Source organism: Citrobacter freundii ATCC 8090 = MTCC 1658 = NBRC 12681 (assembly GCF_011064845.1).
Taxonomy (GTDB): Bacteria; Pseudomonadota; Gammaproteobacteria; order Enterobacterales; family Enterobacteriaceae; genus Citrobacter; species Citrobacter freundii.
On sequence record NZ_CP049015.1, the window covers coordinates 2,139,895 to 2,165,141 of the forward strand.

24 protein-coding genes, 2 pseudogenes and 1 other annotated feature are annotated in these 25,247 nt (G+C 49.4%); of the genes and pseudogenes, 16 read left to right on the forward strand and 10 right to left on the reverse strand.

The genetic code is table 11. From position 1 onward, the window contains the following. Positions 1–53: 53 nt before the first annotated feature. The 4 genes from chbA to chbG all read left to right on the forward strand — a co-directional run bounded on the left by chbA (position 54) and on the right by chbG (position 3,505). Positions 54–401: a PTS N,N'-diacetylchitobiose transporter subunit IIA gene (chbA, locus tag G4551_RS10280; protein ID WP_003030618.1), complete on the forward strand. Its 348-nt coding sequence runs from the start codon at positions 54–56 to the stop codon at positions 399–401. Positions 402–411: 10 nt separating this feature from the next. After that, positions 412–1,254 (forward strand): transcriptional regulator ChbR, encoded by an 843-nt coding sequence (gene chbR / locus G4551_RS10285; RefSeq protein WP_085951594.1) that lies wholly within the window; start codon positions 412–414, stop codon positions 1,252–1,254. A gap of 124 nt (positions 1,255–1,378) precedes the next feature. Next, a complete protein-coding gene (locus G4551_RS10290) occupies positions 1,379–2,734 on the forward strand; it encodes a 6-phospho-beta-glucosidase (RefSeq protein WP_003840902.1) in 1,356 nt (451 codons plus the stop codon). A 12-nt stretch (positions 2,735–2,746) separates the two neighbouring features. Continuing rightward, on the forward strand, positions 2,747–3,505 hold the full coding sequence (gene chbG, locus G4551_RS10295; protein ID WP_003840903.1) for a chitin disaccharide deacetylase: 759 nt from the start codon (positions 2,747–2,749) through the stop codon (positions 3,503–3,505). 36 nt (positions 3,506–3,541) lie between these two features. Here the strand turns inward: chbG and katE are convergent, their stop codons facing one another. Beyond that, positions 3,542–5,800 carry a catalase HPII gene (gene katE, locus G4551_RS10300; RefSeq protein ID WP_003840904.1) on the reverse strand — a complete coding sequence of 753 codons (2,259 nt, stop codon included), beginning with the start codon at positions 5,798–5,800 and terminating at the stop codon, positions 3,542–3,544. Positions 5,801–6,013: 213 nt separating this feature from the next. Here katE and cedA point away from each other — a divergent pair, with 213 nt between their 5' ends. Further along, positions 6,014–6,256 carry a cell division activator CedA gene (gene cedA, locus G4551_RS10305; RefSeq protein WP_229235686.1) on the forward strand — a complete coding sequence of 81 codons (243 nt, stop codon included), beginning with the start codon at positions 6,014–6,016 and terminating at the stop codon, positions 6,254–6,256. Positions 6,257–6,319: 63 nt separating this feature from the next. Here the strand turns inward: cedA and tcyP are convergent, their stop codons facing one another. The 4 genes from tcyP to hxpB form a co-directional block, all read right to left on the reverse strand. Next, entirely contained in the window at positions 6,320–7,711 is a 1,392-nt protein-coding gene (gene tcyP / locus G4551_RS10310; protein ID WP_003840905.1) for a cystine/sulfocysteine:cation symporter, read from the reverse strand. 135 nt (positions 7,712–7,846) lie between these two features. Continuing rightward, positions 7,847–8,446 carry a metal-dependent hydrolase gene (locus G4551_RS10315; RefSeq protein ID WP_085951595.1) on the reverse strand — a complete coding sequence of 200 codons (600 nt, stop codon included), beginning with the start codon at positions 8,444–8,446 and terminating at the stop codon, positions 7,847–7,849. Between the two features lie 83 nt (positions 8,447–8,529). Next, on the reverse strand, positions 8,530–9,291 hold the full coding sequence (gene kduD, locus G4551_RS10320; RefSeq protein WP_003840907.1) for a 2-dehydro-3-deoxy-D-gluconate 5-dehydrogenase KduD: 762 nt from the start codon (positions 9,289–9,291) through the stop codon (positions 8,530–8,532). 147 nt (positions 9,292–9,438) lie between these two features. Then, complete coding sequence (gene hxpB / locus G4551_RS10325; protein ID WP_003840908.1) at positions 9,439–10,107, reverse strand: hexitol phosphatase HxpB; 669 nt, start codon at positions 10,105–10,107, stop codon at positions 9,439–9,441. 167 nt (positions 10,108–10,274) lie between these two features. Between hxpB and G4551_RS10330 the strand changes: the two genes are divergently transcribed. Further along, a complete protein-coding gene (locus tag G4551_RS10330) occupies positions 10,275–10,811 on the forward strand; it encodes a YniB family protein (RefSeq protein ID WP_003030600.1) in 537 nt (178 codons plus the stop codon). A gap of 64 nt (positions 10,812–10,875) precedes the next feature. Here the strand turns inward: G4551_RS10330 and G4551_RS10335 are convergent, their stop codons facing one another. After that, a complete protein-coding gene (locus G4551_RS10335; RefSeq protein WP_003840909.1) occupies positions 10,876–11,736 on the reverse strand; it encodes a fructosamine kinase family protein in 861 nt (286 codons plus the stop codon). 270 nt (positions 11,737–12,006) lie between these two features. After that, positions 12,007–12,936 (reverse strand): 6-phosphofructokinase II, encoded by a 930-nt coding sequence (gene pfkB / locus G4551_RS10340; protein ID WP_003840910.1) that lies wholly within the window; start codon positions 12,934–12,936, stop codon positions 12,007–12,009. A 287-nt stretch (positions 12,937–13,223) separates the two neighbouring features. On the opposite strand from pfkB, the gene G4551_RS10345 reads away from it, so the two are divergent. After that, on the forward strand, positions 13,224–13,982 hold the full coding sequence (locus G4551_RS10345) for a DUF481 domain-containing protein (protein ID WP_003840911.1): 759 nt from the start codon (positions 13,224–13,226) through the stop codon (positions 13,980–13,982). 164 nt (positions 13,983–14,146) lie between these two features. Here G4551_RS10345 and yniD read toward each other — a convergent pair whose 3' ends face one another. Then, positions 14,147–14,254, reverse strand: coding sequence for a small membrane protein YniD (gene yniD / locus G4551_RS10350; RefSeq protein WP_003030590.1), 108 nt, complete (start codon positions 14,252–14,254; stop codon positions 14,147–14,149). A gap of 92 nt (positions 14,255–14,346) precedes the next feature. Between yniD and G4551_RS10355 the strand changes: the two are divergent. Next, positions 14,347–15,063 (forward strand): annotated as a pseudogene (locus G4551_RS10355) (IS3 family transposase); the annotation flags it as partial. Positions 15,064–15,081: 18 nt separating this feature from the next. Here the strand turns inward: G4551_RS10355 and G4551_RS10360 are convergent. After that, positions 15,082–16,193, reverse strand: a protein-coding gene (locus G4551_RS10360) for an IS3 family transposase (RefSeq protein ID WP_085951609.1) whose coding sequence is annotated in 2 segments (ribosomal slippage) — positions 15,082–15,932 and positions 15,932–16,193 — 1,113 coding nt in all. Because the reading frame shifts where the segments join, the coding sequence is not laid out codon by codon here. 88 nt (positions 16,194–16,281) lie between these two features. On the opposite strand from G4551_RS10360, the pseudogene G4551_RS10365 reads away from it, so the two are divergent. Beyond that, positions 16,282–16,548: pseudogene (locus tag G4551_RS10365) on the forward strand (IS3 family transposase); the annotation flags it as partial. Between the two features lie 253 nt (positions 16,549–16,801). Here G4551_RS10365 and G4551_RS10370 read toward each other — a convergent pair. Next, a complete protein-coding gene (locus G4551_RS10370; RefSeq protein ID WP_071995081.1) occupies positions 16,802–17,821 on the reverse strand; it encodes an acyltransferase in 1,020 nt (339 codons plus the stop codon). Positions 17,822–18,308: 487 nt separating this feature from the next. Here G4551_RS10370 and thrS point away from each other — a divergent pair, with 487 nt between their 5' ends. The 7 genes from thrS to pheT all read left to right on the forward strand — a co-directional run bounded on the left by thrS (position 18,309) and on the right by pheT (position 25,245). After that, complete coding sequence (gene thrS, locus G4551_RS10375; RefSeq protein ID WP_003832572.1) at positions 18,309–20,237, forward strand: threonine--tRNA ligase; 1,929 nt, start codon at positions 18,309–18,311, stop codon at positions 20,235–20,237. A 3-nt stretch (positions 20,238–20,240) separates the two neighbouring features. Then, positions 20,241–20,783: a translation initiation factor IF-3 gene (gene infC / locus G4551_RS10380; RefSeq protein ID WP_048997935.1), complete on the forward strand. Its 543-nt coding sequence runs from the start codon at positions 20,241–20,243 to the stop codon at positions 20,781–20,783. 96 nt (positions 20,784–20,879) lie between these two features. Continuing rightward, positions 20,880–21,077, forward strand: coding sequence for a 50S ribosomal protein L35 (gene rpmI / locus G4551_RS10385; RefSeq protein ID WP_003030583.1), 198 nt, complete (start codon positions 20,880–20,882; stop codon positions 21,075–21,077). Between the two features lie 55 nt (positions 21,078–21,132). After that, on the forward strand, positions 21,133–21,489 hold the full coding sequence (rplT, locus tag G4551_RS10390; RefSeq protein WP_003030578.1) for a 50S ribosomal protein L20: 357 nt from the start codon (positions 21,133–21,135) through the stop codon (positions 21,487–21,489). Positions 21,490–21,609: 120 nt separating this feature from the next. Next, positions 21,610–21,734 (forward strand) — a sequence feature (Phe leader region). Continuing rightward, on the forward strand, positions 21,615–21,659 hold the full coding sequence (pheM, locus tag G4551_RS23760) for a pheST operon leader peptide PheM (protein WP_001386830.1): 45 nt from the start codon (positions 21,615–21,617) through the stop codon (positions 21,657–21,659). It overlaps the preceding feature by 45 nt. 124 nt (positions 21,735–21,858) lie before the next feature. Then, positions 21,859–22,842 carry a phenylalanine--tRNA ligase subunit alpha gene (gene pheS, locus G4551_RS10400; protein WP_003832580.1) on the forward strand — a complete coding sequence of 328 codons (984 nt, stop codon included), beginning with the start codon at positions 21,859–21,861 and terminating at the stop codon, positions 22,840–22,842. A gap of 15 nt (positions 22,843–22,857) precedes the next feature. Beyond that, on the forward strand, positions 22,858–25,245 hold the full coding sequence (gene pheT / locus G4551_RS10405; RefSeq protein WP_003836646.1) for a phenylalanine--tRNA ligase subunit beta: 2,388 nt from the start codon (positions 22,858–22,860) through the stop codon (positions 25,243–25,245). Positions 25,246–25,247 lie beyond the last annotated feature (2 nt).

The window sequence follows — 25,247 nt, forward strand, 5'->3', positions numbered from 1 at the left end:
TTTAATCCGGCATGGCTTCACGGTCATGCCGGACTGAACCAGAGGAAAAAAGTATGTTGGATATCGAGAATATCGTCGACACGCAGTCCGAAGCAGAAGAACTTGAAGAAGTGGTGATGGGCCTCATCATCAACTCCGGTCAGGCGCGTAGCCTGGCGTACGGCGCACTTAAAATGGCCAAGCAAGGCGATTTCGAGTCGGCCAAGGCGATGATGGACCAGTCTCGTCTGGCGCTGAACGAAGCGCACCTCGTGCAAACGAAACTGATTGAAGGCGATCAGGGTGAAGGTAAAATGAAAGTTAGCCTGGTGCTGGTCCACGCGCAGGACCACCTGATGACATCAATGCTGGCGCGTGAGCTGGTGACTGAACTGATTGAACTTCACGAAAAGCTGAAATAGCGAGGAGTGCATAATGCAGCTACAGATTAACGCACCGGAAATCAAAACCGTTTATGAACAGCAGCTGTTTAATGGCAAAAATTTCCATGTGTTCATCTATAACAAAACTGAGAGCATCAGCGGGCTGCATCAGCATGACTACTATGAATTTACCCTGGTTTTAACCGGGCGCTATTATCAGGAAATCAACGGTAAACGCGTACTGCTCGAACGTGGAGACTTTGTCTTTATCCCGTTGGGATCGCACCACCAAAGTTTTTATGATTTTGGTGCGACAAGGATCCTTAACGTCGGCATCAGTAAACGTTTTTTTGAACAGCACTATCACCCGCTACTGCCATTTTGTTTCGTTGCATCGCAGGTCTATCGGGCGAATAACTCGTTTCTTACCTATATTGAAACGGTTATTGCATCACTTAACTTTCGCGAGAGCGGACTGGATGAATTTGTAGAAGTGGTCACCTTCTATATTATTAATCGGTTACGTCATCATCGCGAAGAGCAGGTGTTGGATGATATTCCGCAGTGGCTTAAAACCACCGTTGAGACCATGCATGACAAACGTCAGTTTAGCGAGAATGCGCTGGAAAATATGGTACAACTGTCCGCGAAATCCCAGGAGTACCTGACCCGCGCAACCCAGCGTTATTACAGCAAAACGCCGATGCAGATTATTAATGAAATCCGCATTAACTTTGCTAAAAAACAGCTGGAAATGACGAACTATTCTGTAACGGATATTGCTTACGAGTCTGGCTACAGTAGTCCAAGCCTGTTTATTAAAACGTTTAAAAAGCTGACGTCGTTTACACCGAATAGCTACCGTAAGAAATTAACTGAATTTAATCAGTAGATATTATTTGCCAATAACCCATTTTTTATAGCTTGCCCAAAATAGCGTCGGGACAGCCACGCTATACCTGACATACGGGTTGAGCATAATACACGTCAGTGTTTTGACACTGAAGGGAGAAAGTATGAGCCAGAAATTAAAAGTCGTCACTATCGGTGGCGGGAGCAGCTACACCCCTGAATTACTTGAAGGCTTTATTAAGCGCTATCATGAATTACCGGTTTCTGAGTTGTGGCTGGTTGATGTCGACGGTGGAAAAGAGAAACTGGACATTATTTTTGACCTATGCCAGCGCATGATCGATAAAGCCGGCGTGCCGATGAAGTTGTTTAAAACGCTGGATCGCCGTGAAGCACTGAAAGATGCTGATTTCGTTACCACCCAGCTGCGTGTAGGGCAGCTGCAAGCCCGTGAAAAGGATGAACGCATTCCGCTGAGCCACGGGTATCTGGGGCAGGAAACCAACGGCGCTGGCGGGTTGTTCAAAGGCCTGCGTACCATTCCGGTTATCTTTGATATTGTTAAAGATGTGGAAGAACTGTGCCCGAATGCGTGGGTGATCAACTTCACTAACCCAGCCGGGATGGTGACTGAGGCGGTTTATCGCCATACGAATTTCAAGAAATTCATCGGCGTATGTAATATTCCGATCGGCATGAAAATGTTCATCAGCGACGTGCTGGCGCTGAAAGAGAGCGATGACTTATCTATCGACCTGTTTGGTCTGAACCATATGGTCTTCATTAAGGATGTTCTGGTCAACGGTGTGTCACGCTTTGATGAACTGCTTGACGGCGTTGCTTCGGGTCAGTTGAAAGCCTCTGGCGTGAAGAACATCTTCGACCTGCCGTTCAGCGAAGGATTGATTCGTTCGCTGAAGCTGCTGCCGTGCTCGTATCTGCTGTACTACTTCAAGCCAAAAGAGATGCTGGCGATCGAAATGGGCGAGTACTATAAGGGTGGCGCACGTGCTCAGGTAGTACAAAAAGTTGAAAAACAACTGTTTGAGCTCTACAAAAATCCTGAGCTAAACGTTAAACCGAAAGAACTGGAGCAGCGCGGCGGGGCCTATTACTCCGATGCGGCCTGTGAAGTGATCAATGCCATCTACAATGACAAACAGACCGAGCACTATGTCAACGTTCCTCACCATGGGCATGTTGATAACATTCCTGCGGACTGGGCGGTTGAGATGACCTGCACGCTGGGACGTAACGGTGCTACGCCGCATCCTCGGATCACCCATTTTGATGAGAAAGTGCTCGGCCTTATCTACACCATTAAAGGCTTTGAGGTTGCGGCGAGCAACGCGGCATTGAGCGGCGAGCTGAATGATGTGCTGCTGGCGTTAAACCTGAGTCCGCTGGTGCATTCTGACAGCGATGCCGAGATTCTGGCGCGTGAGCTAATTCTGGCACATGAAAAATGGCTGCCAAACTTCGCCGGGTGCATTGAGAAACTCAAAAGCGAACAACACTAACTGAGGTCGGCTATGGAACGCGTACTGATTGTGAATGCGGATGATTTTGGCCTGAGTAAAGGACAAAACTACGGCATTGTTGAAGCTTGTCGCAATGGTGTTGTCACCTCGACCACGGCGCTGGTTAACGGTGCGGCAATTGACCATGCGGTACAGCTGAGTCGCGACATACCTGAACTTGCCGTCGGAATGCACTTTGTTCTGACACTGGGCAGGCCGTTGACGGCAATGCCAGGCCTTACTCGTGACGGGGTACTGGGGAAATGGATCTGGCAGATGGCGGAGGAAGACACTCTGCCGCTGGATGAAATTTCTCAGGAACTGGCCGCACAGTATCAGCGTTTTATTGACCTGTTCGGGCGGGAGCCGACGCATCTGGATAGCCATCACCATGTGCATATGTTCCCGCAAATTTTCCCTATCGTAGCAAGGTTTGCTGCCCAGAAGGGGATTGCGTTGCGTATCGATCGTCAGGCGGTATTCCAGGCGTCTGACTTACCGGAAACCTTACGGACTTCCCAGGGATTCAGCAGCGAGTTTTACGGTGAAGCGATTTCTGAAGCTCTGTTTTTGCAGACGCTTGATGCGTCAGCCGATCGGGGAGAATCCTCGCTGGAAGTGATGTGTCATCCGGCTTTTATCGATGACATTATTCGTCAAAGTGCCTACTGTTACCCCCGCTTAACTGAGCTCGACGTGCTGACGTCTTCGTCACTGAAATATGCTATTGCGGAGCGCGGTTATCGTCTTGGCAGTTTTCTAAACGTGTAATTCCTGAGTTTGCGGCGCTTGATGCGCCGCATTTTTTTAGGCCGGAATCGTGTCTATTTTTCCGGCGCGTGACCAGACGCGGTGCGCGGTCATCAGCGTCAGCAGGGTATCCATGAACTGTGTGTCTGCACTGTCCGCTTCCACCACGCCTTCTTCTCCTTCCTTTTTGATATTCAACGTTGCTTTAAACCGACGAGCATCGCCAGCCAGGGCGATAGGTTTTAAGTGTTTATACGCTTCGAGTAAGTAATATCGGGCATCTCCGTTCATTGCGATATCCGCAATATTCCCACATGGAACAATGACTGCATCGACCGTCAGGGATGGCGAACCCGCAAAGGTACCGGCGATTGTCAGAACGGAGCCATCGTCGGCAACCACATTCCCCATTCGGGAATAGAGCAGTTTGGCATGAACACCTTCGGCCTGTAGGGCTTGCATGATGGCGAGCAGATCGGCCGATTTCACCTGGTCATTAAGTAAAATGGCGACCACACGGCCCTTAATCTCACCTTGCGCACCTGCATATAAACTGAGTGACGGCGCATTTTTCAAACCGTTGACGTTGGCCGGCGGTATAATTTTGGTTTGTTCCTCAGTGAGTTCAAAACCCAGATTCCTGGCAACCGCCGTGGCGAGGGCAGTATCAATATGAGCTAACTGTTCGACCACTCTTTCTCTGATATAGGGGCGCGTAACTTTGCTAAGTTCGAAACTGAATCCGCCGATAATATGCTGCTGTTCAATTGGCGTCTGACTTAGCCAGAACAGACGAGGCTGCGCATAGTATTCGCCGAAAGAGGGGCTGCGTTCGCGGATTTTGTTTCCTTCAATCCGTTCCTGATACGACTCAAATCCACCGCGTTTTGGCCCCGGAGGTGTTTCACGCGGCCAGTTATCATTGATGGAATTCGGTTCATAGTTGGCTGGGTTGGTATCGATGTCCATGCGATGCATGCCGTCACGCTGGAAATTATGATACGGACAGGTTGGGCGATTAATTGGGATTTCATGGAAGTTGGGCCCGCCCAGACGACTGATCTGGGTATCGGTATAGGAGAACAAGCGGCCCTGCAACAAGGGATCGTTAGTAAAATCGATGCCCGGGACGATGTGTCCGGGATGAAAAGCCACTTGCTCATTTTCGGCGAAAAAATTGTCCGGATTGCGGTTTAGCACCATTTTACCGACGAGTTGTACCGGGACCAGTTCTTCAGGTATCAATTTCGTTGGATCGAGCAGGTCAAAATCGAACTTGAATTCGTCCTCTTCAGGAATGAGCTGTAGCCCCAGTTCATATTCCGGATAATCGCCCGCTTCAATCGCCTCCCACAGATCGCGGCGATGAAAGTCGGGATCCCGACCGGTAAGTTTTTGCGCTTCATCCCATACCAGCGAAGCTTTGCCTGCCAGCGGTTTCCAGTGGAAACGGACAAAGGTGGCTTTCCCTTGCGCATTAATCAACCGAAATGTGTGAATACCAAAGCCTTCCATCGTGCGATAGCTGCGCGGAATACCCCGATCGGACATTGCCCATATGACGTTGTGCAACGTTTCAGGCTGTAATGAGACATAATCCCAGAAGGTGTCATGGGCGCTTTGGCCCTGCGGGATAGCCCAATGCGGCTCCGGTTTAACCGCATGGACGAAATCTGGGAATTTATGGGCATCCTGAATAAAGAAGATGGGAGTATTGTTTCCCACCAGGTCGAAAATGCCCTCTTCAGTGTAAAACTTGGTCGCAAATCCCCGTATATCTCTGACCGTATCCGCAGAGCCTGCGCCGCCCTGAACCGTAGAGAATCGGACAAAAACCGGGGTGATTTTATTTTCATCACTCAGAAAGTCCGCTTTCGTCGTCGCGCTGAGACTGGCATAGGGCTGAAAGTAACCGTGAGCGGCAGAACCTCGGGCATGTACGATCCTCTCCGGGATGCGTTCATGATCAAAATGGGTGATTTTTTCCCGCAGGATGAAGTCTTCCAGCAGAGTTGGCCCACGGTTTCCGGCGCGCAGAGAGTTTTGATCGTCCGCAATGCGCACGCCCTGATTGGTGGTCAGGGCAAAATCCTCGCTTCCTTTGCGAAAACTGTCCAGCGCGTTGAGTTTGTCACTTGTGACGTCAGGCGCTTTTAAGCTGCCGGATGTGGTGGGTTGCATGCCTGGTGGCGTGGGTTCAGGCGCTGGCTGATGTGAACCGTCTGCTGGCGCCAGTGAGTCAAGTCCTGGCTGGGATTCGCTGGCATCATGAACCGGCGCTGAGTGATGGAGTGGGTGCTTATCGTTCTGTGACATTAAACTCGTCTCCTGTTTTCATCGCTGAAAGGGTCGTTGTTGCTGTCAAAAACTTTAACTATAGACCACTCATTCAGCGGCGCAGGTACAGGCCGATGACGTAAAGCGCGATGAACCAGGCAAACAGCGCACGCAAGGCAGGACGTCAGGAGGCAAAATCGGCTAAGATAGCGGTTTTCTGATTTTTAGAATTTGTCTTTAGTGAAGCAACTGATTATGAAACCTCTTCGCCAACAAAATCGTCCGGTTATCAGCTATGTTCCTCGCGTGGAGCCCGCTCCACCAGAGCATGCGATTAAAATGGATGCGTTTCGTGACGTATGGATACTGCGCGGAAAATATGTCGCTTTTGTCTTAATGGGGGAGTCGTTTCAACGTTCGCCTGCATTTACGGTCCCGGAATCAGCGCAGCGCTGGGCTAATCAGGTTCGTCAGGAAAATGAACTGAGCGATTAATGGATATAAAAAAACCGCCGGAGCATGATACTCCGGCGGTTTTTTGTTTTTTAGCTGACAGACTTAGCGATGCGCCAGTTCGGCGTTATCGTCGCTGTCCAGAATAGTTTTATCGGTCTGCTTCAGCCATTGACTGGTCAGCGTACCGGCAGTCATGGAACCGCTTACGTTCAACGCAGTACGACCCATGTCGATCAGCGGTTCAACGGAGATCAACAGCGCAACCAGCGTGACCGGCAGACCCATAGCAGGCAGAACGATCAGAGCGGCAAACGTTGCACCGCCACCGACACCCGCAACCCCTGCGGAACTCACGGTCACGATACCAACCAGCGTGGCAATCCACATTGGGTCCAGCGGGTTGATTCCAACGGTCGGCGCGACCATTACTGCCAGCATTGCCGGGTACAGACCCGCACAACCATTCTGGCCAATCGTGGCGCCAAAAGAGGCGGCGAAAGAGGCGATGGATTCAGGCACGCCCAGACGACGGGTTTGCGCTTCAACGTTCAGCGGAATTGAGGCTGCGCTGGAACGGCTGGTGAAGGCGAAAGTCAGCACCGGCCATACCTTACGGAAGTATTTCAGCGGGCTAACGCCGTTAATACCCAAGAGGATCCCGTGAACCACGAACATAATGCCCAGACCGAGATAAGAGGCCACGACGAAGCTACCCAGCTTAATGATGTCCTGAAGGTTGGAACCGGCAACCACTTTGGTCATCAGTGCCAGAACACCGTACGGCGTCAACTGCATCACCAGACGAACCAGCTTCATCACCCAGCTTTGTAGGGTATCGATAGCCGCCAGAACGCGCTCGCCTTTTGGTGCATCATCTTTCAGCAGTTTCAGTGCGGCTACACCCAGGAATGCTGCGAAGATAACTACGCTGATAATCGACGTCGGGTTGGCGCCAGTCAGATCGGCAAACGGGTTTTTCGGAATAAACGACAGCACCAGTTGCGGAACGCTGAGGTCAGCCACTTTGCCAACATAGTTGGTTTCAATCGCGTTCAGACGGGCCGTCTCGGCACCACCTTGCACCAGACCTTCGGCGGTCAGGCCGAACAGGTTGGTCACCAGAACCCCAACCAGTGCGGCAATCAGCGTGGTAAACAGTAGCGTTCCGATGGTCAGGAAGCTGATTTTACCTAACTGAGAGGCATTGTGCAGACGCGCAACGGCGCTGAGAATAGATGCAAATACCAGCGGCATAACAATCATCTGCAGCAACTGGACATAACCGTTGCCGACAATGTTGAACCACTGTACGGAATCTTTAAGAACCTGGCTGTCGGAACCATAAATGGTGTGCAGGGCAAGGCCGAACACGACACCCATGACCAGACCGACCAGTACTTTTTTGGCCAGACTCCACTGTTTGTGCCGGGCTTGCGCCAGCACGAACAGCAGCACTATGAACACGATAATGTTCGCGATTAAAGGAAAGTTCATCCCCGTTCTCCTGATCTTATTATGCGTATCACCGTTTAAAGGTGATTCTGTTGGCGCAAGATTAGCAGAACTGTGACATGCCTCTTATATTCAAATGGAATTGTTTATACCGAAAATGACTTTTTGGCTGATTTATTAGTCAATCTGATGCGTTATGAAACGATTGAACTGCATTTGTAGCGTATTAATCATCTGCGAAGACCAGCGTACAGCGCTGTTCTCTTGTACGGTCTGCGGCATCCAGATTGCCCATGCGAACAGTGCCATGCACAGAAACCGCTCCAGTTGGTTGCCTTTTTGCGGCACGAGAATGGGCAGACGAAAACGCCAGCGGCAGGGCCAAAGCAGGGGAACGCCCGCTGGGGTCAGCATATCGGCCAGAATATGGCTGAGATAACCGAGAACCATACCTTGTAAGGCATCAGCCGGTATTATCCAGGTGTCCGGGACTTTCAGGTAAAACGTGGTCAGCAGGGCAAAGACTGCAAGCAGGCTATGCGTAAACCCGCGATGACCAAATGCCCGGGCAATGGGTTTTGATATCCACTTCAGACGCTGCCCCAGCAGGGATTTGGGATGATCAATATCCGGCAGCAGGCACGTTAAAATGGCGGAAGGAACAATATGCCACCAGTCACCCTGCGCAAGAATGGGCGTTAGCTCGGCATTCTTGGCAAATACCGCACAGGCAATAGAAAAAAGAAGGTGGCCTTCCGCCGTCATGATAAAACCCAATAAACTGTCGATTCATACAGTATAGGGGTTTTATACAGTAGGCGGAAGAGGTGACGTTGTAACCCTTTGTCACAAGTGCGCCATTACCGCGCCAGCCAACCGCCATCCACGGCTAGCGTATAGCCATGAATATAGTCAGAGGCGGAACTTGCGAGGAATACGACCGGGCCTTTCAGATCATTTGGCGTGCCCCAGCGCCCTGCGGGAATACGATCGATAATCTCCTGATTGCGCTCGCTGTCTGCGCGCAGCTGCTGGGTATTATTGGTCGCCATATAGCCGGGTGCGATAGCATTGACATTAATTCCTTTGGCCGCCCATTCATTGGCGAGCAGGCGAGTGATGCCCAGTACGCCGCTTTTTGATGCTGTATAGGAAGGGACGCGGATTCCGCCCTGAAAAGAGAGCATCGAGGCAATGTTAATAATTTTTCCGCCATTGCCCTGAGCCAGAAACTGGCGCGCCACGGCCTGTGACAGAAAGAAAACAGATTTGAGATTCAGATTCATCACGTCATCCCAATCCTTTTCACTGAAGTCCAGCGCATCCTGACGGCGTATGGTTCCCGCATTGTTGACCAGAATATCGATCCGGCCAAACGCCGACACCGATTGTGTCACGATGCTGGTGAGAGCATCTTGTTGGCTGAGGTCGGCCTGAATAGCCATAAAACGTCGACCGAGGGCGTTAATTTTCTCTGCGGTTTCATGTGGTATTTTACGATTCACGCCGACTACATCGCAGCCCGCTTCAGCCAGCGCCACTGCCATACCCTGCCCAAGGCCGGTGTCACATCCAGTGACGATGGCTACTTTACCTTCGAGACGAAAAGCTTCCTGAATCATGTTTACCTCAACTATTTATGTCATTAACGCTTGCTCTATAGGGCAAGGATAGGAGAGGTTAAACAGAAACACAATTAAAAATGAAACGATGTTTTAAAAATAAAAAATCTGAGAGGGCGGGCAATACGATCATTGCCCGTTACAGGATTAGCCGCGCAGATGAACGGCAGTAAGTTCGGTGAGCGAGGTTAGTTTAACGTCGGCAAGAACGAAGCGGGGATCGTCCTGATTCTCATGCGCTGGTACGACGATGGAACGCATACGGGCGGCTTTCGAAGCAATCATGCCGTTTACCGAATCTTCCAGTGCTACGCAGTTTAACGGGTCAATGCCCAGTTTTGTGGCGCAATCGAGATAAACCTGCGGGTGCGGTTTGCTGTAGGGCAGTTTTTCTGCAGAAGCCAACGCGTCGAAGCTGCTGCGCAGATCAAACATGGTCAGCACTTTTTCCAGCATATGCAGCGGCGAGGCGGATGCCAGTCCTACTTTGATTCCCTGAGATTTGCACAACGCCACGGCTTCACGCACACCCGGCAGCAGTGGTTTTGTTTCTTCCACTAACGCAATGGCCCGGGTGATGATGCGCTCGGTGACCTCCTGACGTGAGGGACCGTTCCACGGTTGCTGCGCAAACCACAAATCGACCACCATATCGATGCGTAAGCCAAGAGTATCGGGAAGTTCATGGCGGCGGGAGATATCAACGCCTAAACTTGCTATCACATCCAGTTCAGCCTGATCCCAAAGCGGTTCAGAATCGACCAGTAACCCATCCATATCGAAAATTGCAGCAAGAATTTGACGCGGGGTTGACATTACAACCTCTCCTTTACGGTGATAAAAGGGATTAAGAGCCAGTAATAACAGGCTCTGAGCGTTCATTATGGCTAATTCAGCAGTATACCGCCTTTAAAGATCAGGCGAAAATGGTTATCAGCGGGTAAACTTAGGCCAAAATGACACGTCTTTATCAAGGGGAACTCATGACGTATCAACAAGCTGGACGCATTGCCGTCTTGAAAAGGCTGGCGGGATGGGTAATTTTCATTCCCGCGCTGATTTCAACACTGGTTTCTGTACTGAAGTTTATGTATGCGCACAGCGAAAAGCAGGAGGGAATTAACGCGGTCATGCTCGATTTTGCTCACGTGATGATCGATATGATGCGGGTTAATACACCTTTTCTTAACGTGTTCTGGTATAACTCGCCAACGCCCGATTTTCAAAGTGGACTGAATCTCGTTTTTTGGCTGATATTCATCCTGATTTTTATCGGTCTGGCGTTGCAGGATTCAGGCGCCAGAATGAGCCGCCAGGCACGTTTCTTACGCGAAGGCGTTGAGGATCAGCTGATTCTGGAACAGGCAAAAGGCAGTGAAGGATTATCCCGCGAGCAACTTGAGTCGCGAATTGTGGTACCGCACCATACGATCTTCTTACAAATTTTCCCGCTTTATATTTTGCCGGTGATCGTTATCGTGATCGGCTACTTCTTCTTCTCATTGCTGGGCTTTTTGTAAGTGCCGCTCTATCGGGCCTGCCATGTTGCGAAACGGCAGGCCTGATAAGCAACGCGGTACGTAGTTAAGCAGCGAGTAATCTATCCAGCGCTTTCTGCGCCACAACCAGATGCTGTCCTCCGAACAGAATTGCTCGATTCAGCAGCGTATAGAGCTGGTAGATTGGCTGCCTGTCGAGAAAGTCCAGCGGTAGTGGTGAGACAGACTGGTAACCGTCATAAATTTGCGGCGGCTGATCGATATGTAACGGCAGCATTGCCAGGTCGCACTCTCTGTCCCCCCAGTAGCAGGCAGGGTCAAAGATGTACGGACCGTTAGGACCGAGGGCGCAGTTCCCGGACCACAAATCACCGTGCAGGAGAGACGGCTGCGGCTGATGAGAAGAGAGACGTTGCTGGACATGTTCGACGATGGCATCAATATTGCCAAACGCAATGCCTTTTTCAGCGGCGAGTTCCAGTTGCCAGCCTATACGCTGCTCGGCGAAAAAGGTTGACCAGCGACGTTGCCAGGTATTGGGCTGCGGTGTGGTAGAGAGCGCGTTATCGAAGTCGAGACCAAACTGAGGCTGGTCGCTCCATTCGTGCAAATGCGCAAGCTGTTGACCGAGGATAAACGCGTTATGCGCATCAAGCGGACGGGGAGGGAGGAAATCCATCACCAGAAAGCTGTAATCTCTGTCTGCGCCTACTGCCCAGACTTTCGGTACCGATACAGTTTGACTGCGGGAAAGTAGCTCCAGCTGATCGGCTTCTGCCGTAAAGCCGGTTAACAGCTCTCTTTCATCGCATTTGACGAAAAAATCTCGCCCCGCATAGCGTAAATGCCATGCGGCGTGAATCTCTCCGCCGGGCAGTTCATTACGCAGTTCGATTTCGCCTTCACCTAATTGCTCGCTTAAAAGACGACTGATAGCCTGCCACATGATGTCTCTCCCCATGTTGTCTGCCAGATCATAAGGTTAGCGCAAGAATGCGGTTAAAAAACACGAACTGACGCACACCACGGACGCGTCATCGCTGGAAAGGCACTTAATGTTTGTCGCTCTTTTTCACCCCGTACCGTTGTGGAGACGTCTGACTGCACATGATTCACTTCTTTGTAATCACGTGATTTTTTATCATAGTCGCATAACACCCATGCTGACAGTTTTACGCGAGAATCCCCCTTTCTCTTCAAAAGAGGGACGGTGTCATTACTGAGTGAGATACGAATAAATTTTTTGCGTGTCGTCCAAAGAGCACAGGCGCGTACCCTGATTTAGCGTTGCAGCGCTACCTGCGGCGACGCCGTAACGGACAATATCCTCAAAAGGTGCATTCTCAGCCAGTTTAAGCGTCATGGCCCCGACCATACTGTCGCCCGCGCCTACGGTGCTTTGACTTTTCACCGGTGGCGGAACCACCTGAACGCAGGTATCTCGATCTACGCCCAGCGCCCCTTGCGGCCCAAGCGAGACCACAACGCGGTGCGCTTTTCCACTATGTACGATTTCCTGTGCGGCCTTGCGCACATCATCGGGCTGTGTCAGTTCTCGATTTACCAGCGCACTCAGTTCTTTGAGGTTAGGTTTGACCAGTTCGATATTGCCGATGGCTAACGCCGCCGTCAGTGCTTCACCTGAACTGTCGACAATACAGCGGATCCCCTGTTTTTGTGCGGTGGTAATCAGTCGGGTCAACTTCTCAAGCTGTACGCCGGGCGGCAAACTACCGCTGATGACCAGCAATGCACCAGATTCAATTTCCAGCACCTGATCCTGAAGTTGGTAGAACTCGTCATCGGTCAGCGCAGCGCCAGGCATGACAAAACGATACTGTTCGCCGCTGGACTCAACGTGGACATGAAGATTTTGTCGGGTCCAATCTTTGGCTTCGACGGTGGATACGGGAACATTTTCGTCGGCGAGCAATGCAACAAGATGCTCTCCGGTTGCACCCCCCGCGGGGAAAACCGCCGTTGCGGTTCCGCCAAGATGAGCAATTGCGCGAGCAACGTTGATGCCGCCGCCGCCGGGTTCAAAAACTGGCGAGGTACAACGAAGCTTACCTTCCGGGTAAATTTGCGGGGTGATTGTTGCGCTATCGAGAGAGGGCGCAAGTGTTAACGTATAGATACGTACCATCTTTACCTCCTGTTAGGCTGTCCTCAGTCTGGCACTTAACCTCCCGAAAGTGAAGTAATTAACAACATGATTTTTCATATCTTTATTTAAAATTATCGTCATAAAGTTATATAAATAAAATAAAGGTTTAGGAACGCTCTTATTCAAAAAATGAAATAAGAATTTATTGCTATGTTATTCGAGTCTTTTTATAATTTGTTACCTTTCAAGGGTCTTTTGTCATTGATCCATATGAAAGTTTCCGAGACCGTAATGGTCTCTTTTTTTGTTGTACGGACTCTTAATAAATGAAGCTTTTGAAGACAGTGCCCGCAGCATTACTGCTGACGGGAGGCCTGCTTGCGTCAATGCATGCTGCCGCCGATGATTCCGTTTTTACTGTCATGGATGACCCTTCCAGCGCGAAAAAACCCTTTGAAGGTAACCTGAACGCGGGATATCTCGCCCAGTCAGGCAACACAAAAAGTTCTTCTTTAACCGCAGATACCACCATGACCTGGTACGGCCAAACGACCGCATGGTCTCTGTGGGGAAATGCCAGTAATACCTCCTCAAATGATGAGCGTTCATCGGAGAAATATGCCGTAGGTGGCCGTAGTCGTTACAACATGACCGACTATGACTATCTCTTTGGACAGGCCAGCTGGTTGACCGACCGCTACAACGGCTACCGCGAGCGTGACGTGCTGACTGCGGGTTATGGTCGTCAGTTCCTCAACGGGCCTGTGCACAGCTTCCGTTTCGAATTCGGTCCTGGCGTGCGCTATGACGAGCACACGGATGGCACCACCGAAACACAGCCGCTGGGCTATGCGTCCGGGGCCTATGCATGGCAGATGACGGACAATACCAAGTTTACTCAGGGTGTGTCGGTATTCGGCGCTGACGATACCACACTCAACTCTGAAACTGCCCTGAACGTTGCTATCAACGAACACTTTGGGTTAAAGGTGGCTTACAACGTGACCTGGAACTCTGAACCACCGGCAACAGCGCCGGAGCATACCGATCGCCGCACGACAGTTTCCCTCGGCTATCGGATGTAGTGACAAGCCGGGTCAAATAAATGGCCTGGCTTTTCTAAATTAAAGTTAAGTTTATTTAATATTTAATTTGCGTTTTATTTTTCTACCTGGCCATAACGCGTTATTTTCAGACGAATTCGATTAATCGATAAATAAACGAAATCGGAACAGCGGGTGAGCGTCATTTAGCCCCAGATCATCGCAGCCCAGCGCAGCATCAACATGGCCGCACAAATAACGAGCAGAATCACAACCATCTTCCAGTGTTTCTTCGCAAAGCGATTTGTGGGCATTGTTTTTTTCCTGCACAGATTAGATGACTTGAATCGCCACGGGTTTAACAGACACCTCGGAGTCATTTAAAATGACTTAAAGAGAGGTGCACATGAGCAGTAAGCGTTATCCTGAAGAGTTTAAAATTGAAGCAGTCAAACAGGTTGTTGATCGTGGCCATTCTGTTTCCGGTGTCGCAACACGTCTCGATATCACTACCCACAGTCTTTATGCCTGGATAAAGAAATACGGGCCGGACTCTTCCACCAACACCTGTTGTTGGCCTGTTCGTCTACTCTGCCGGGTTCTGAATGTTCATCCGAGTGGGGTTTTACACCTGGCTTCAGCAGCCGCATTCACTACGGCTTCAGGCGGATCTCAGACTGACAGGACAAATCAAACAGTTCTGGCTGGAGTCCGGTTGCGTTTATGGCTATCGCAAAATCCATCTCGACCTGCGAGATAGCGGGCACAATGTGGGATTAACCGGGTCTGGCGACTGATGAAGCGTGCCGGGATAAAGGCTCAGGTCGGATATCGAAGCCCACGAGCGCGTAAAGGTGAAGTCAGTATCGTGACACCCAACAGGCTCCAGCGACAGTTCAACCCGGAAGCTCCGGATGAACGTTGGGTAACGGACATAACTTACATCCGAACCCACGAAGGCTGGCTGTATCTGGCCGTAGTTGTTGACCTGTTCTCGCGCAAAGTTATCGGCTGGTCAATGCAACCCCGGATGACAAAAGATATTGTTCTGAATGCGCTTTTGATGGCCGTGTGGCGACGTACTCCTCAAAAACAGGTGCTGGTTCATTCTGAACAGGGTAGTCATGTAAATAGACCCGTTTTAGTTCCATGCATTTTTTGAGATCCCGGCCAAATGATTGTGTTGCCGATATTCCTCCGGCGTCATATTGTTCAGTGATTCATGAGGGCGTTCACAGTTATATTCTGACACCCATCTTTCCGTGATTTCCCGCACTTCATTCAGCGTTCTGAACAGATAAAAATCGAGTATTTCTGTACGGTATGTTCGGTTAAAGCGCTCAATAAAAGCGTTCTGCGTCGGCTTACCCGGCTGGATAAACTCCAGTTTTACTGCATGTTTCTCTGCCCATTCAGCCAGTGCCAGTGAGATAAATTCCGGACCGTTATCCATACGTAGCATGACCGGATAGCCGCGATTTGCCGCAATCCTGTCGAGTACACGGACCACGCGCAGAGCTGGCAGATTCAGATCGATTTCAATCGACAACGCCTCACGGTTAAAGTCATCAACGACATTGAACGTGCGAAAACGACGGCCACAGACCAGGGCATCATGCATAAAATCAACAGACCAGCTCTGGTTCAGTGCTTCCGGCGTGGCCAGTGGCGAAGGATTACGCACCGGCAACCGCTGTTTGCCCTTTCGGCGAAAATTCAGCTTCAGCAGACAATAAATACGATGGATCCTTTTGTGATTCCACGGGTGTCCCTGCCGCCGCAACACCTGGAAAAGTTTTGGAAAACCGTATCGTGGGTATCGCTCTGCCACTGCCTGTAACGCGACAATAACGGGTTCGTCACGCGTGGGATCCGGGCGGTAATGGTAAACCGTTCTGCTCAGGTTCAGACTCCGGCAGGCCTGACGGATACTGAGTCCGAATGTCGTTACCAGATGAGTGACCAGCTCACGCTTAAAGGCTGGTTTTAAAGCTTTTTTTCGATAACGTCTTTCAGCGCCCGGTTCTCAAGGCTCAGGTCGGCAAACATCTGTTTGAGACGTCGGTTCTCGTCCTCAAGATCTTTGATCTTTTTAATATCAGAAGCCTCCATGCCGCCGTATCTGGACTTCCAGTTGTAGTAGGTGGCTTCAGAAATACCGGCCTCCCGGCAGACATCTTTAACAGTTCGTCCGGTTTCAACCGACTTAATCACAGCGATAATCTGATGCTCAGTAAAACGGGCTTTACGCATAGCGATCTCCTTCGTTGGCAGATTGATTATGCCGGATGATCTCTAAATGTGAATGGCACGATTATGCGGGCTACTTACAGTCAGTACACAGTCGTTCCTGAAATCACACGGTCTGGAGGGCAGTATGAGCCGTCGTGGTAACTGTCACGACAACGCAGTTGCAGAATGCTTTTTCCAGCTACTGAAGCGTGAACGGATAAAGAAAAAGATCTACGGAACACGGGAAGAAGCACGCAGCGATATTTTTGATTACATCGAAATGTTTTATAACAGTAAGCGTCGGCTTGGTTCGAGTGATCAGATGCCACCGACGGAATATGAAAAACAATATTATCAACGGCTCGGAAGTGTCTAGATTATCCGTGGCGATTCAGTTTGCTGGTAGAGATGGTGAAAAAATAACATTCTATAAGCAAGGATCCTCTAACACCAACCTGATATCAACTGAAAGCATTGATGGGCAATCAACTGTGGCGCTAACTGCTGGGATGATAATAACCATTCAATTCTTACAGAGTATTGGCCAGTGAGGTTGCGTATCAAAGCAGACTTAACATTATCATTATTACTAAGCAACCAGTATGACTCATTCTGGTTGCTTAGTATTTTTAAACAAAATTCTTTAATAAAGGTATTTTCTTTAAAGCTGCACAAATGCAAAATGATATTATAAGAGTTAATGGTGGTATTAAAATTAAATACCAAACATAACCATCACCTTCTTTATGTATGTATGTAGTATATATGAGAGACAATCTTGAATAGATAAACATGTGAATGCAATAAATTCCTAGCGAAACCGTTGATATCAATCCAATTAACTGTGATGTGTTACTTTTCACTTTAGTCTTGTAGCGCATCAAGATAACACAAAAAAATGATATTGCTGATGCTGCAACCAAAGGCGACGTGTAACTATAAAACTCTTGGTATGTGAATCCAGATAGTTTGCTATTTGATATGGTAAACAATGTCGTTGCTACAGTAGACAATATAAAAATAATTGAATATTGATATGTTTTTATTTTTATACTATCAATGTGTCTTAATCCAACGCCTACTATAGCGTATCCTGCAATTCCAACTATCTGTGATATATTATATGATGTTGTTATTGGGGTGCTGAACCCTAATATAGCTGATAGCCATGGTAGTGTTGATCCAAATACAAGCCAAATAAAAAACAGAATCAACATTCCTTCTTTCCCATAGCATTCATTAAAAGAAGATATCAACGGTATTAATAAGTAAATGCCTATTATTGCATACAAGTACCATAGATGAAACATAGTTGGCCCAGATATAATGTCTAGCGCAAATGAAATGCTGAAAATATCTTTGTTATTAAGGTAACCATAGAAATATGACCATGCAATAATTGGTGGTAATATTTTCACAATTCTTTTCTTAACAAACTCCATGTAGCTTTTGTACTTTCGGGCCATTAAGTATGCGGAAATTATTATAAATACTGGAACTGCTATTCTGGATATAGAGTTCATAACAACAGATAAATACCAATCAGGATCAAGGCTATATGGTATATTGCCAGCTACATGAATAATAATTACAAATATACATGATATTGCTCTCATTAATTCAATTTGTTGGTTTTTATTGTTTTCCATTTTGAAATGCTCATATGAAATCTAATTCAAGTTTATCTTAGCGTAGTAGTTTAACACTAAAAGATAATTGCATTGCTACTTGATCGCGAACTGAATACAAAATATTTTTAGCTTCTATGTTTCCATGCAAGACGGACAAGTCCACTCAGGTGGGCTTTTTGATAGGCCTGGTGAGACAAAAACGGGACACACAAAGCTTTGCGTCGGTTTGCAGGGCTTTGTGCTGCTCTCACTTAGTCGATCGCATCCATTGTTGCAAGACAATTTGAATCAATGTGAAACAGAGTGATGCAATCACCACTTTTTTAGTGTTACCATCGTTTTACCGGGTGGGGGACTGAGGATGTCAGTTTTTCATTTGTGTACCAGATTGTGTACCAATTTAGCGATTGTTGGTTAGATGGTTGCACAACTTACTGTAAACAAATAAATTTTCTCTTTGTATGTGATCTTACGTGTGGGTCACCACTGCAAATAAGGATATAACATGCCTGTTATTACTCTTCCTGATGGCAGCCAACGCCATTACGACCACGCTGTAAGCCCCATGGATGTTGCGCTGGACATCGGTCCAGGCCTGGCGAAAGCCACTATTGCTGGCCGTGTTGACGGTGAGCTGGTAGATGCTTCCGATCTGATTGAGCATGATGCGAAGCTCTCCATCATCACCGCGAAGGATGAAGAAGGTCTGGAGATCATTCGTCACTCCTGTGCGCACCTGTTAGGGCACGCGATCAAACAACTCTGGCCGCACACCAAAATGGCGATCGGACCGGTTGTTGATAACGGTTTTTACTACGATATCGATCTTGACCGTACGTTAACCCAGGAAGACGTCGACGCGCTTGAGAAGCGGATGCACGAGCTCGCTGAGAAAAACTACGATGTCATTAAGAAGAAAGTCAGCTGGTACGAAGCTCGTGAAACCTTCGTGAAGCGTGGCGAGACCTATAAAGTCTCCATTCTTGATGAAAACATTGCCCATGATGACAAGCCTGGCTTGTACCATCATGAAGAATATGTCGATATGTGCCGTGGCCCGCACGTGCCGAATATGCGTTTCTGCCATCACTTCAAACTGATGAAGACCGCTGGGGCATACTGGCGTGGCGACAGCAATAACAAGATGCTGCAGCGTATTTATGGTACTGCATGGGCAGATAAAAAAGCCCTGAATGCCTACCTGCAACGTCTGGAAGAAGCGGCCAAACGCGACCACCGTAAAATCGGCAAGCAGCTTGACCTGTATCACATGCAGGAAGAAGCGCCGGGTATGGTGTTCTGGCACAACGATGGCTGGACTATCTTCCGTGAACTGGAAGTCTTTGTTCGCTCAAAACTGAAAGAATACCAGTATCAGGAAGTGAAAGGTCCGTTCATGATGGACCGCGTGCTGTGGGAAAAAACAGGTCACTGGGACAACTACAAAGATGCGATGTTCACCACCTCTTCTGAGAACCGTGAATACTGCATTAAGCCAATGAACTGCCCTGGCCACGTACAGATCTTTAATCAGGGTCTGAAATCCTATCGAGATCTGCCGCTGCGTATGGCTGAGTTTGGTAGCTGCCACCGTAATGAACCGTCAGGTGCGCTGCATGGCCTGATGCGTGTTCGTGGCTTCACTCAAGATGATGCGCATATCTTCTGTACTGAAGAGCAGATTCGTGATGAAGTTAACGCGTGCATTCGTATGGTCTACGATATGTACAGCACCTTTGGCTTCGAGAAAATCGTCGTCAAACTGTCCACTCGCCCCGAAAAACGTATCGGTAGCGATGAAATGTGGGACCGTGCTGAAGCTGACCTGGCCGTTGCGCTGGAAGAAAACAACATCCCGTTTGAGTTCCAACTGGGTGAGGGCGCGTTCTACGGTCCGAAAATTGAATTTACCCTGTATGACTGCCTCGATCGTGCATGGCAGTGCGGTACTGTACAGCTGGACTTCTCCCTGCCGTCCCGTTTAAGCGCCTCTTACGTTGGCGAAAACAACGAACGTCAGGTGCCGGTTATGATTCACCGTGCAATTCTTGGGTCGATGGAACGTTTCATCGGTATCCTGACTGAAGAGTTCGCTGGCTTCTTCCCGACCTGGCTTGCGCCGGTTCAGGTTGTGGTCATGAACATCACCGATTCTCAGTCTGAATACGTTAACGAATTAACGCAGAAACTACAAAATGCGGGTATTCGTGTAAAAGCAGACTTGAGAAATGAGAAGATTGGCTTTAAAATCCGCGAGCACACTTTACGTCGTGTCCCTTACATGTTGGTCTGTGGCGACAAAGAGGTAGAAGCAGGCAAAGTTGCCGTGCGCACCCGTCGTGGCAAAGACTTGGGCAGCCTGGACGTAAATGAAGTGATTGAGAAGCTGCAACAAGAGATTCGCAGCCGCAGTCTTCAACAACTGGAGGAATAAGGTATTAAAGGCGGAAAACGAGTTCAAACGGCACGTCCGAATCGTATCAATGGCGAGATTCGCGCCCTGGAAGTTCGCTTAACAGGTCTGGAAGGCGAAGCTTTGGGTATTGTGAGTCTGAGAGAAGCGATCGAAAAAGCTGAAGAAGCTGGAGTAGATTTAGTTGAAATCAGCCCTAACGCCGAACCGCCAGTTTGTCGTATTATGGACTACGGCAAGTTCCTTTATGAAAAGAGTAAGTCTTCTAAGGAACAGAAGAAAAAGCAAAAAGTTATCCAGGTTAAGGAAATTAAATTCCGTCCTGGCACCGACGATGGCGATTACCAGGTAAAACTCCGCAGCCTGGTACGCTTTCTGGAAGATGGCGATAAGGCTAAGATCACGCTGCGTTTTCGCGGTCGTGAGATGGCCCACCAACAGATCGGTATGGAAGTGCTCAACCGCGTCCGTGACGATCTGAGTGAACTGGCAGTAGTCGAATCCTTCCCTACGAAGATCGAAGGCCGCCAGATGATCATGGTGCTCGCTCCTAAGAAGAAACAGTAAGGCCTTCAAGTAGCAATGTCTGTGGAGCCTACGGGTTCCACAGCCGTTGTTCGCCTACGTTTCGTTTATTAACAATGCGAAGTGGAAGTTATTAAAATGCCAAAAATTAAGACCGTACGCGGTGCTGCTAAGCGTTTCAAAAAAACCGGTGGTGGTGGATTTAAGCGTAAGCACGCAAACCTGCGTCATATTCTGACCAAAAAATCTACTAAGCGTAAACGTCACCTGCGTCCAAAAGGCCTCGTGTCTAAAGGCGATCTGGGTCTGGTTATCGCGTGCCTGCCGTACGCATAAGCCGTTAACGTTTAATTCATTTTTTTACTAAGAATATAGATACAGGAGAGCACATATGGCTCGCGTAAAACGTGGTGTAGTTGCCCGTGCACGTCACAAGAAAATTTTGAAACAAGCTAAAGGCTACTACGGTGCGCGTTCTCGCGTATACCGCGTTGCCTTCCAGGCTGTTATCAAAGCTGGTCAGTACGCTTATCGTGACCGTCGTCAGAAAAAGCGTCAGTTCCGTCAACTGTGGATTGCGCGTATCAACGCAGCAGCACGTCAGAACGGTATTTCTTACAGCAAATTCATCAACGGCCTGAAAAAAGCCTCTGTTGAAATCGACCGTAAGATCCTGGCTGACATCGCAGTATTCGACAAAGTAGCGTTCACCGCTCTGGTCGAAAAAGCGAAAGCAGCTCTGGCATAAGCCGGTGAAAAGAGGGAGCCTGGCTCCCTCTCTTTTATTTGCAGTACAATCAATTAGTTGACAATTTATCCGTAAGCCTTTTCAATAAAGGTTGTCCGGTTTTTACCACACAAGGTAACGCAAGCATGAATGCTGCTATTTTCCGCTTCTTCTTTTACTTTAGCACCTGAAATCAGGAGGCTTGCGCGTGAAAGAAGAAACGGAAAACAGCGCCTAAAAGCCTCCCTGGTGGAGGCTTTTTTTATACGCGTCATCCTTCAAGTTGTCTCTGTATTGGCTGCATTCGCTCTTTTGCTGCGTTGATACAACTTGAATGATTTTGCGTATATATGAGCGACTAGTGAATATCGCAACATAACGAGGAAAACCATGTCACATCTCGCAGAGCTGGTTGCCAGTGCAACGGCCGCCATTAACCAGGCTTCAGATGTTGCCGCGTTAGACAATGTCCGCGTCGAATATTTGGGCAAGAAAGGGCACCTGACCCTTCAGATGACAACCCTGCGCGAACTGCCGCCAGAAGAGCGCCCGGCAGCAGGTGCGGTGATAAACGAAGCCAAAGAGCAGGTGCAGCAAGCGCTGAACGCGCGTAAGGCCGAATTAGAAAGTGCTGCCCTGAATGCTCGTCTGGCAGAAGAAACTATCGATATCTCCCTGCCAGGGCGTCGTATCGAAAACGGCGGTCTGCATCCTGTAACGCGTACAATTGACAGGATTGAAAGTTTCTTTGGTGAGCTGGGCTTTACCGTGGCGACTGGTCCGGAAATCGAAGATGACTATCATAACTTCGATGCGCTGAACATTCCTGGCCATCATCCGGCGCGCGCTGACCACGACACTTTCTGGTTTGACGCGACGCGTTTGCTGCGTACGCAGACTTCCGGCGTGCAGATCCGCACCATGAAGGAAAAACAGCCGCCGATCCGTATTATCGCCCCGGGCCGTGTATATCGTAACGATTACGATCAGACTCACACCCCGATGTTCCATCAGATGGAAGGGCTGATTGTTGATACCAACATCAACTTCACCAACCTGAAAGGCACGCTGCACGATTTCCTGCGCAACTTCTTTGAAGAAGACTTGCAGGTTCGTTTCCGTCCTTCCTACTTCCCGTTCACTGAACCTTCTGCGGAAGTAGACGTGATGGGCAAAAACGGTAAGTGGCTGGAAGTACTGGGTTGCGGGATGGTTCACCCGAACGTGCTGCGTAATGTTGGCATCGATCCGGAAATCTACTCGGGCTTTGCATTTGGTATGGGGATGGAGCGTCTGACCATGCTGCGTTACGGTGTTACCGATCTGCGTTCTTTCTTCGAAAACGATCTGCGTTTCCTCAAACAGTTTAAATAAAGGCAGGATAAAACAATGAAATTCAGTGAACTGTGGTTACGCGAATGGGTAAACCCGGCGATTGATAGCGATGCTCTGTCAAACCAAATCACAATGGCGGGTCTGGAAGTTGACGGTGTGGAACCTGTTTCCGGTGTGTTCAACGGCGTTGTGGTGGGTGAAGTGGTTGAATGTGGCCAGCACCCGAACGCTGACAAACTGCGTGTCACCAAAGTGAATGTAGGCGGCGACCGTCTGCTGGATATCGTCTGCGGTGCGCCAAACTGCCGTCAGGGGTTGAAAGTGGCTGTGGCAACCGTTGGTGCCGTTCTGCCGGGCGATTTCAAAATCAAAGCCGCGAAACTGCGCGGTGAGCCGTCTGAAGGTATGCTGTGCTCATTCTCTGAGCTGGGTATTTCCGACGATCATAACGGGATTATCGAACTGCCGGCCGATGCGCCAATTGGCACCGATATCCGTGAATACCTGAAGCTTGACGACAACACTATCGAAATCAGCGTCACGCCGAACCGCGCCGACTGCTTAGGCATTATCGGTGTCGCACGTGATGTTGCTGTGCTGAACAAAGCTCCGCTGGTTGAGCCGGAAATCGCGCCTGTAGCGGCAACCATTAGCGACGTCCTGCCGATTCAGGTTGAAGCCGTGGAAGCCTGTCCACGCTATCTGGGCCGCGTGGTTAAAGGCATCAATGTTAAAGCGCCGACCCCGCTGTGGATGAAAGAAAAACTGCGTCGTTGCGGTATTCGTTCAATCGATGCCGTGGTTGACGTGACTAACTATGTGCTGCTCGAACTGGGCCAGCCGATGCACGCATTCGACAAAGACCGCATTGAAGGCGGAATTGTTGTCCGTATGGCAAAAGAGGGTGAGACCCTGGTATTGCTTGATGGCAGCGAAGCGAAGCTGAATGCGGATACGCTGGTGATTGCGGACCATAACAAAGCGCTGGCGATGGGCGGCATCTTTGGTGGCGAACATTCAGGCGTGAATGATGAAACGCAAAACGTCCTGCTGGAATGTGCATTCTTCAGCCCGCTGTCTATTACCGGTCGCGCACGTCGTCACGGTCTGCACACCGATGCTTCTCACCGCTATGAGCGTGGTGTTGATCCGGCTCTGCAACATAAGGCCATGGAACGTGCAACGCGCCTGCTGATCGATATCTGCGGCGGCGAAGCGGGTCCAGTCATTGACGTGACGAACGAAGACACGCTGCCAAAACGCGCAACCATTACGCTTCGTCGTAGCAAACTGGATCGTCTGATCGGACACCATATTGCGGATGAGCAGGTGAGCGACATTCTGCGTCGTCTGGGTTGTGACGTGACGGAAGGGCAGGATGAGTGGAAAGCGGTCGCGCCGAGCTGGCGTTTCGATATGGAAATCGAAGAAGACCTGGTCGAAGAAGTCGCCCGCGTATACGGTTATGACAATATCCCGAACACGCCGATTCAGGCGGGTCTTATCATGGGTACGCATCGTGAAGCGGATTTGTCGCTGAAACGTGTAAAAACCATGCTGAATGACAAAGGCTACCAGGAAGTAATTACCTACAGCTTCGTCGACCCGAAAGTCCAGTCGCTGCTGCACCCGGGTGAAGAAGCGCTGCTGTTGCCAAGCCCAATTTCTATTGATATGTCGGCTATGCGTTTGTCCCTGTGGACCGGCTTGCTGTCTACGGTAGTGTATAACCAGAACCGTCAGCAGAACCGCGTACGTATTTTTGAAACGGGTTTACGTTTCGTACCGGATACACAGGCCAATCTCGGGATCCGTCAGGATCTGATGCTGGCGGGCGTGATCTGCGGTAACCGTCATGATGAACACTGGAATCTGGCAAAAGAGACCGTTGATTTCTATGATCTGAAAGGCGATCTGGAAGCGGTTCTCGACCTGACCGGCAAACTGGCAGACATTCAGTTCAAAGCTGAAGCGAATCCAGCACTGCATCCGGGTCAGTCTGCGGCGATTTATCTGAAAGGTGAACGTATTGGTTTCATTGGGGTTGTTCATCCTGAACTGGAACGTAAACTGGATCTGAACGGTCGCACTCTGGTGTTTGAACTGGAGTGGAATAAGCTCGCAGACCGCGTGGTGCCTCAGGCGCGTGAAGTTTCTCGCTTCCCGGCGAACCGTCGCGACATCGCGGTTGTTGTGGCCGAAAACGTTCCCGCTGCGGATATTTTATCCGAGTGTAAGAAAGTTGGCGTAAATCAGGTAGTTGGCGTAAACTTATTTGACGTGTACCGCGGTAAGGGTGTTGCGGAGGGTTATAAGAGCCTCGCTATCAGCCTGATCCTTCAGGATACCAGCCGTACACTTGAAGAAGAGGAGATTGCCGCTACCGTCGCCAAATGTGTAGAGGCATTAAAAGAGCGATTCCAGGCATCATTGAGGGATTGAAC

Coding starts and splice junctions, on each gene's coding strand:
- chbA (WP_003030618.1), top strand. CDS start 54: ATGTTGGATATCGAGAATATCGTCGACACGCAGTCCGAAGCAGAAGAA.
- G4551_RS10290 (WP_003840902.1), top strand. CDS start 1,379: ATGAGCCAGAAATTAAAAGTCGTCACTATCGGTGGCGGGAGCAGCTAC.
- chbG (WP_003840903.1), top strand. CDS start 2,747: ATGGAACGCGTACTGATTGTGAATGCGGATGATTTTGGCCTGAGTAAA.
- katE (WP_003840904.1), bottom strand. CDS start 5,800: ATGTCACAGAACGATAAGCACCCACTCCATCACTCAGCGCCGGTTCAT.
- tcyP (WP_003840905.1), bottom strand. CDS start 7,711: ATGAACTTTCCTTTAATCGCGAACATTATCGTGTTCATAGTGCTGCTG.
- kduD (WP_003840907.1), bottom strand. CDS start 9,291: ATGATTCAGGAAGCTTTTCGTCTCGAAGGTAAAGTAGCCATCGTCACT.
- hxpB (WP_003840908.1), bottom strand. CDS start 10,107: ATGTCAACCCCGCGTCAAATTCTTGCTGCAATTTTCGATATGGATGGG.
- G4551_RS10330 (WP_003030600.1), top strand. CDS start 10,275: ATGACGTATCAACAAGCTGGACGCATTGCCGTCTTGAAAAGGCTGGCG.
- G4551_RS10335 (WP_003840909.1), bottom strand. CDS start 11,736: ATGTGGCAGGCTATCAGTCGTCTTTTAAGCGAGCAATTAGGTGAAGGC.
- pfkB (WP_003840910.1), bottom strand. CDS start 12,936: ATGGTACGTATCTATACGTTAACACTTGCGCCCTCTCTCGATAGCGCA.
- G4551_RS10345 (WP_003840911.1), top strand. CDS start 13,224: ATGAAGCTTTTGAAGACAGTGCCCGCAGCATTACTGCTGACGGGAGGC.
- yniD (WP_003030590.1), bottom strand. CDS start 14,254: ATGCCCACAAATCGCTTTGCGAAGAAACACTGGAAGATGGTTGTGATT.
- G4551_RS10370 (WP_071995081.1), bottom strand. CDS start 17,821: ATGGAAAACAATAAAAACCAACAAATTGAATTAATGAGAGCAATATCA.
- thrS (WP_003832572.1), top strand. CDS start 18,309: ATGCCTGTTATTACTCTTCCTGATGGCAGCCAACGCCATTACGACCAC.
- rpmI (WP_003030583.1), top strand. CDS start 20,880: ATGCCAAAAATTAAGACCGTACGCGGTGCTGCTAAGCGTTTCAAAAAA.
- rplT (WP_003030578.1), top strand. CDS start 21,133: ATGGCTCGCGTAAAACGTGGTGTAGTTGCCCGTGCACGTCACAAGAAA.
- pheS (WP_003832580.1), top strand. CDS start 21,859: ATGTCACATCTCGCAGAGCTGGTTGCCAGTGCAACGGCCGCCATTAAC.
- pheT (WP_003836646.1), top strand. CDS start 22,858: ATGAAATTCAGTGAACTGTGGTTACGCGAATGGGTAAACCCGGCGATT.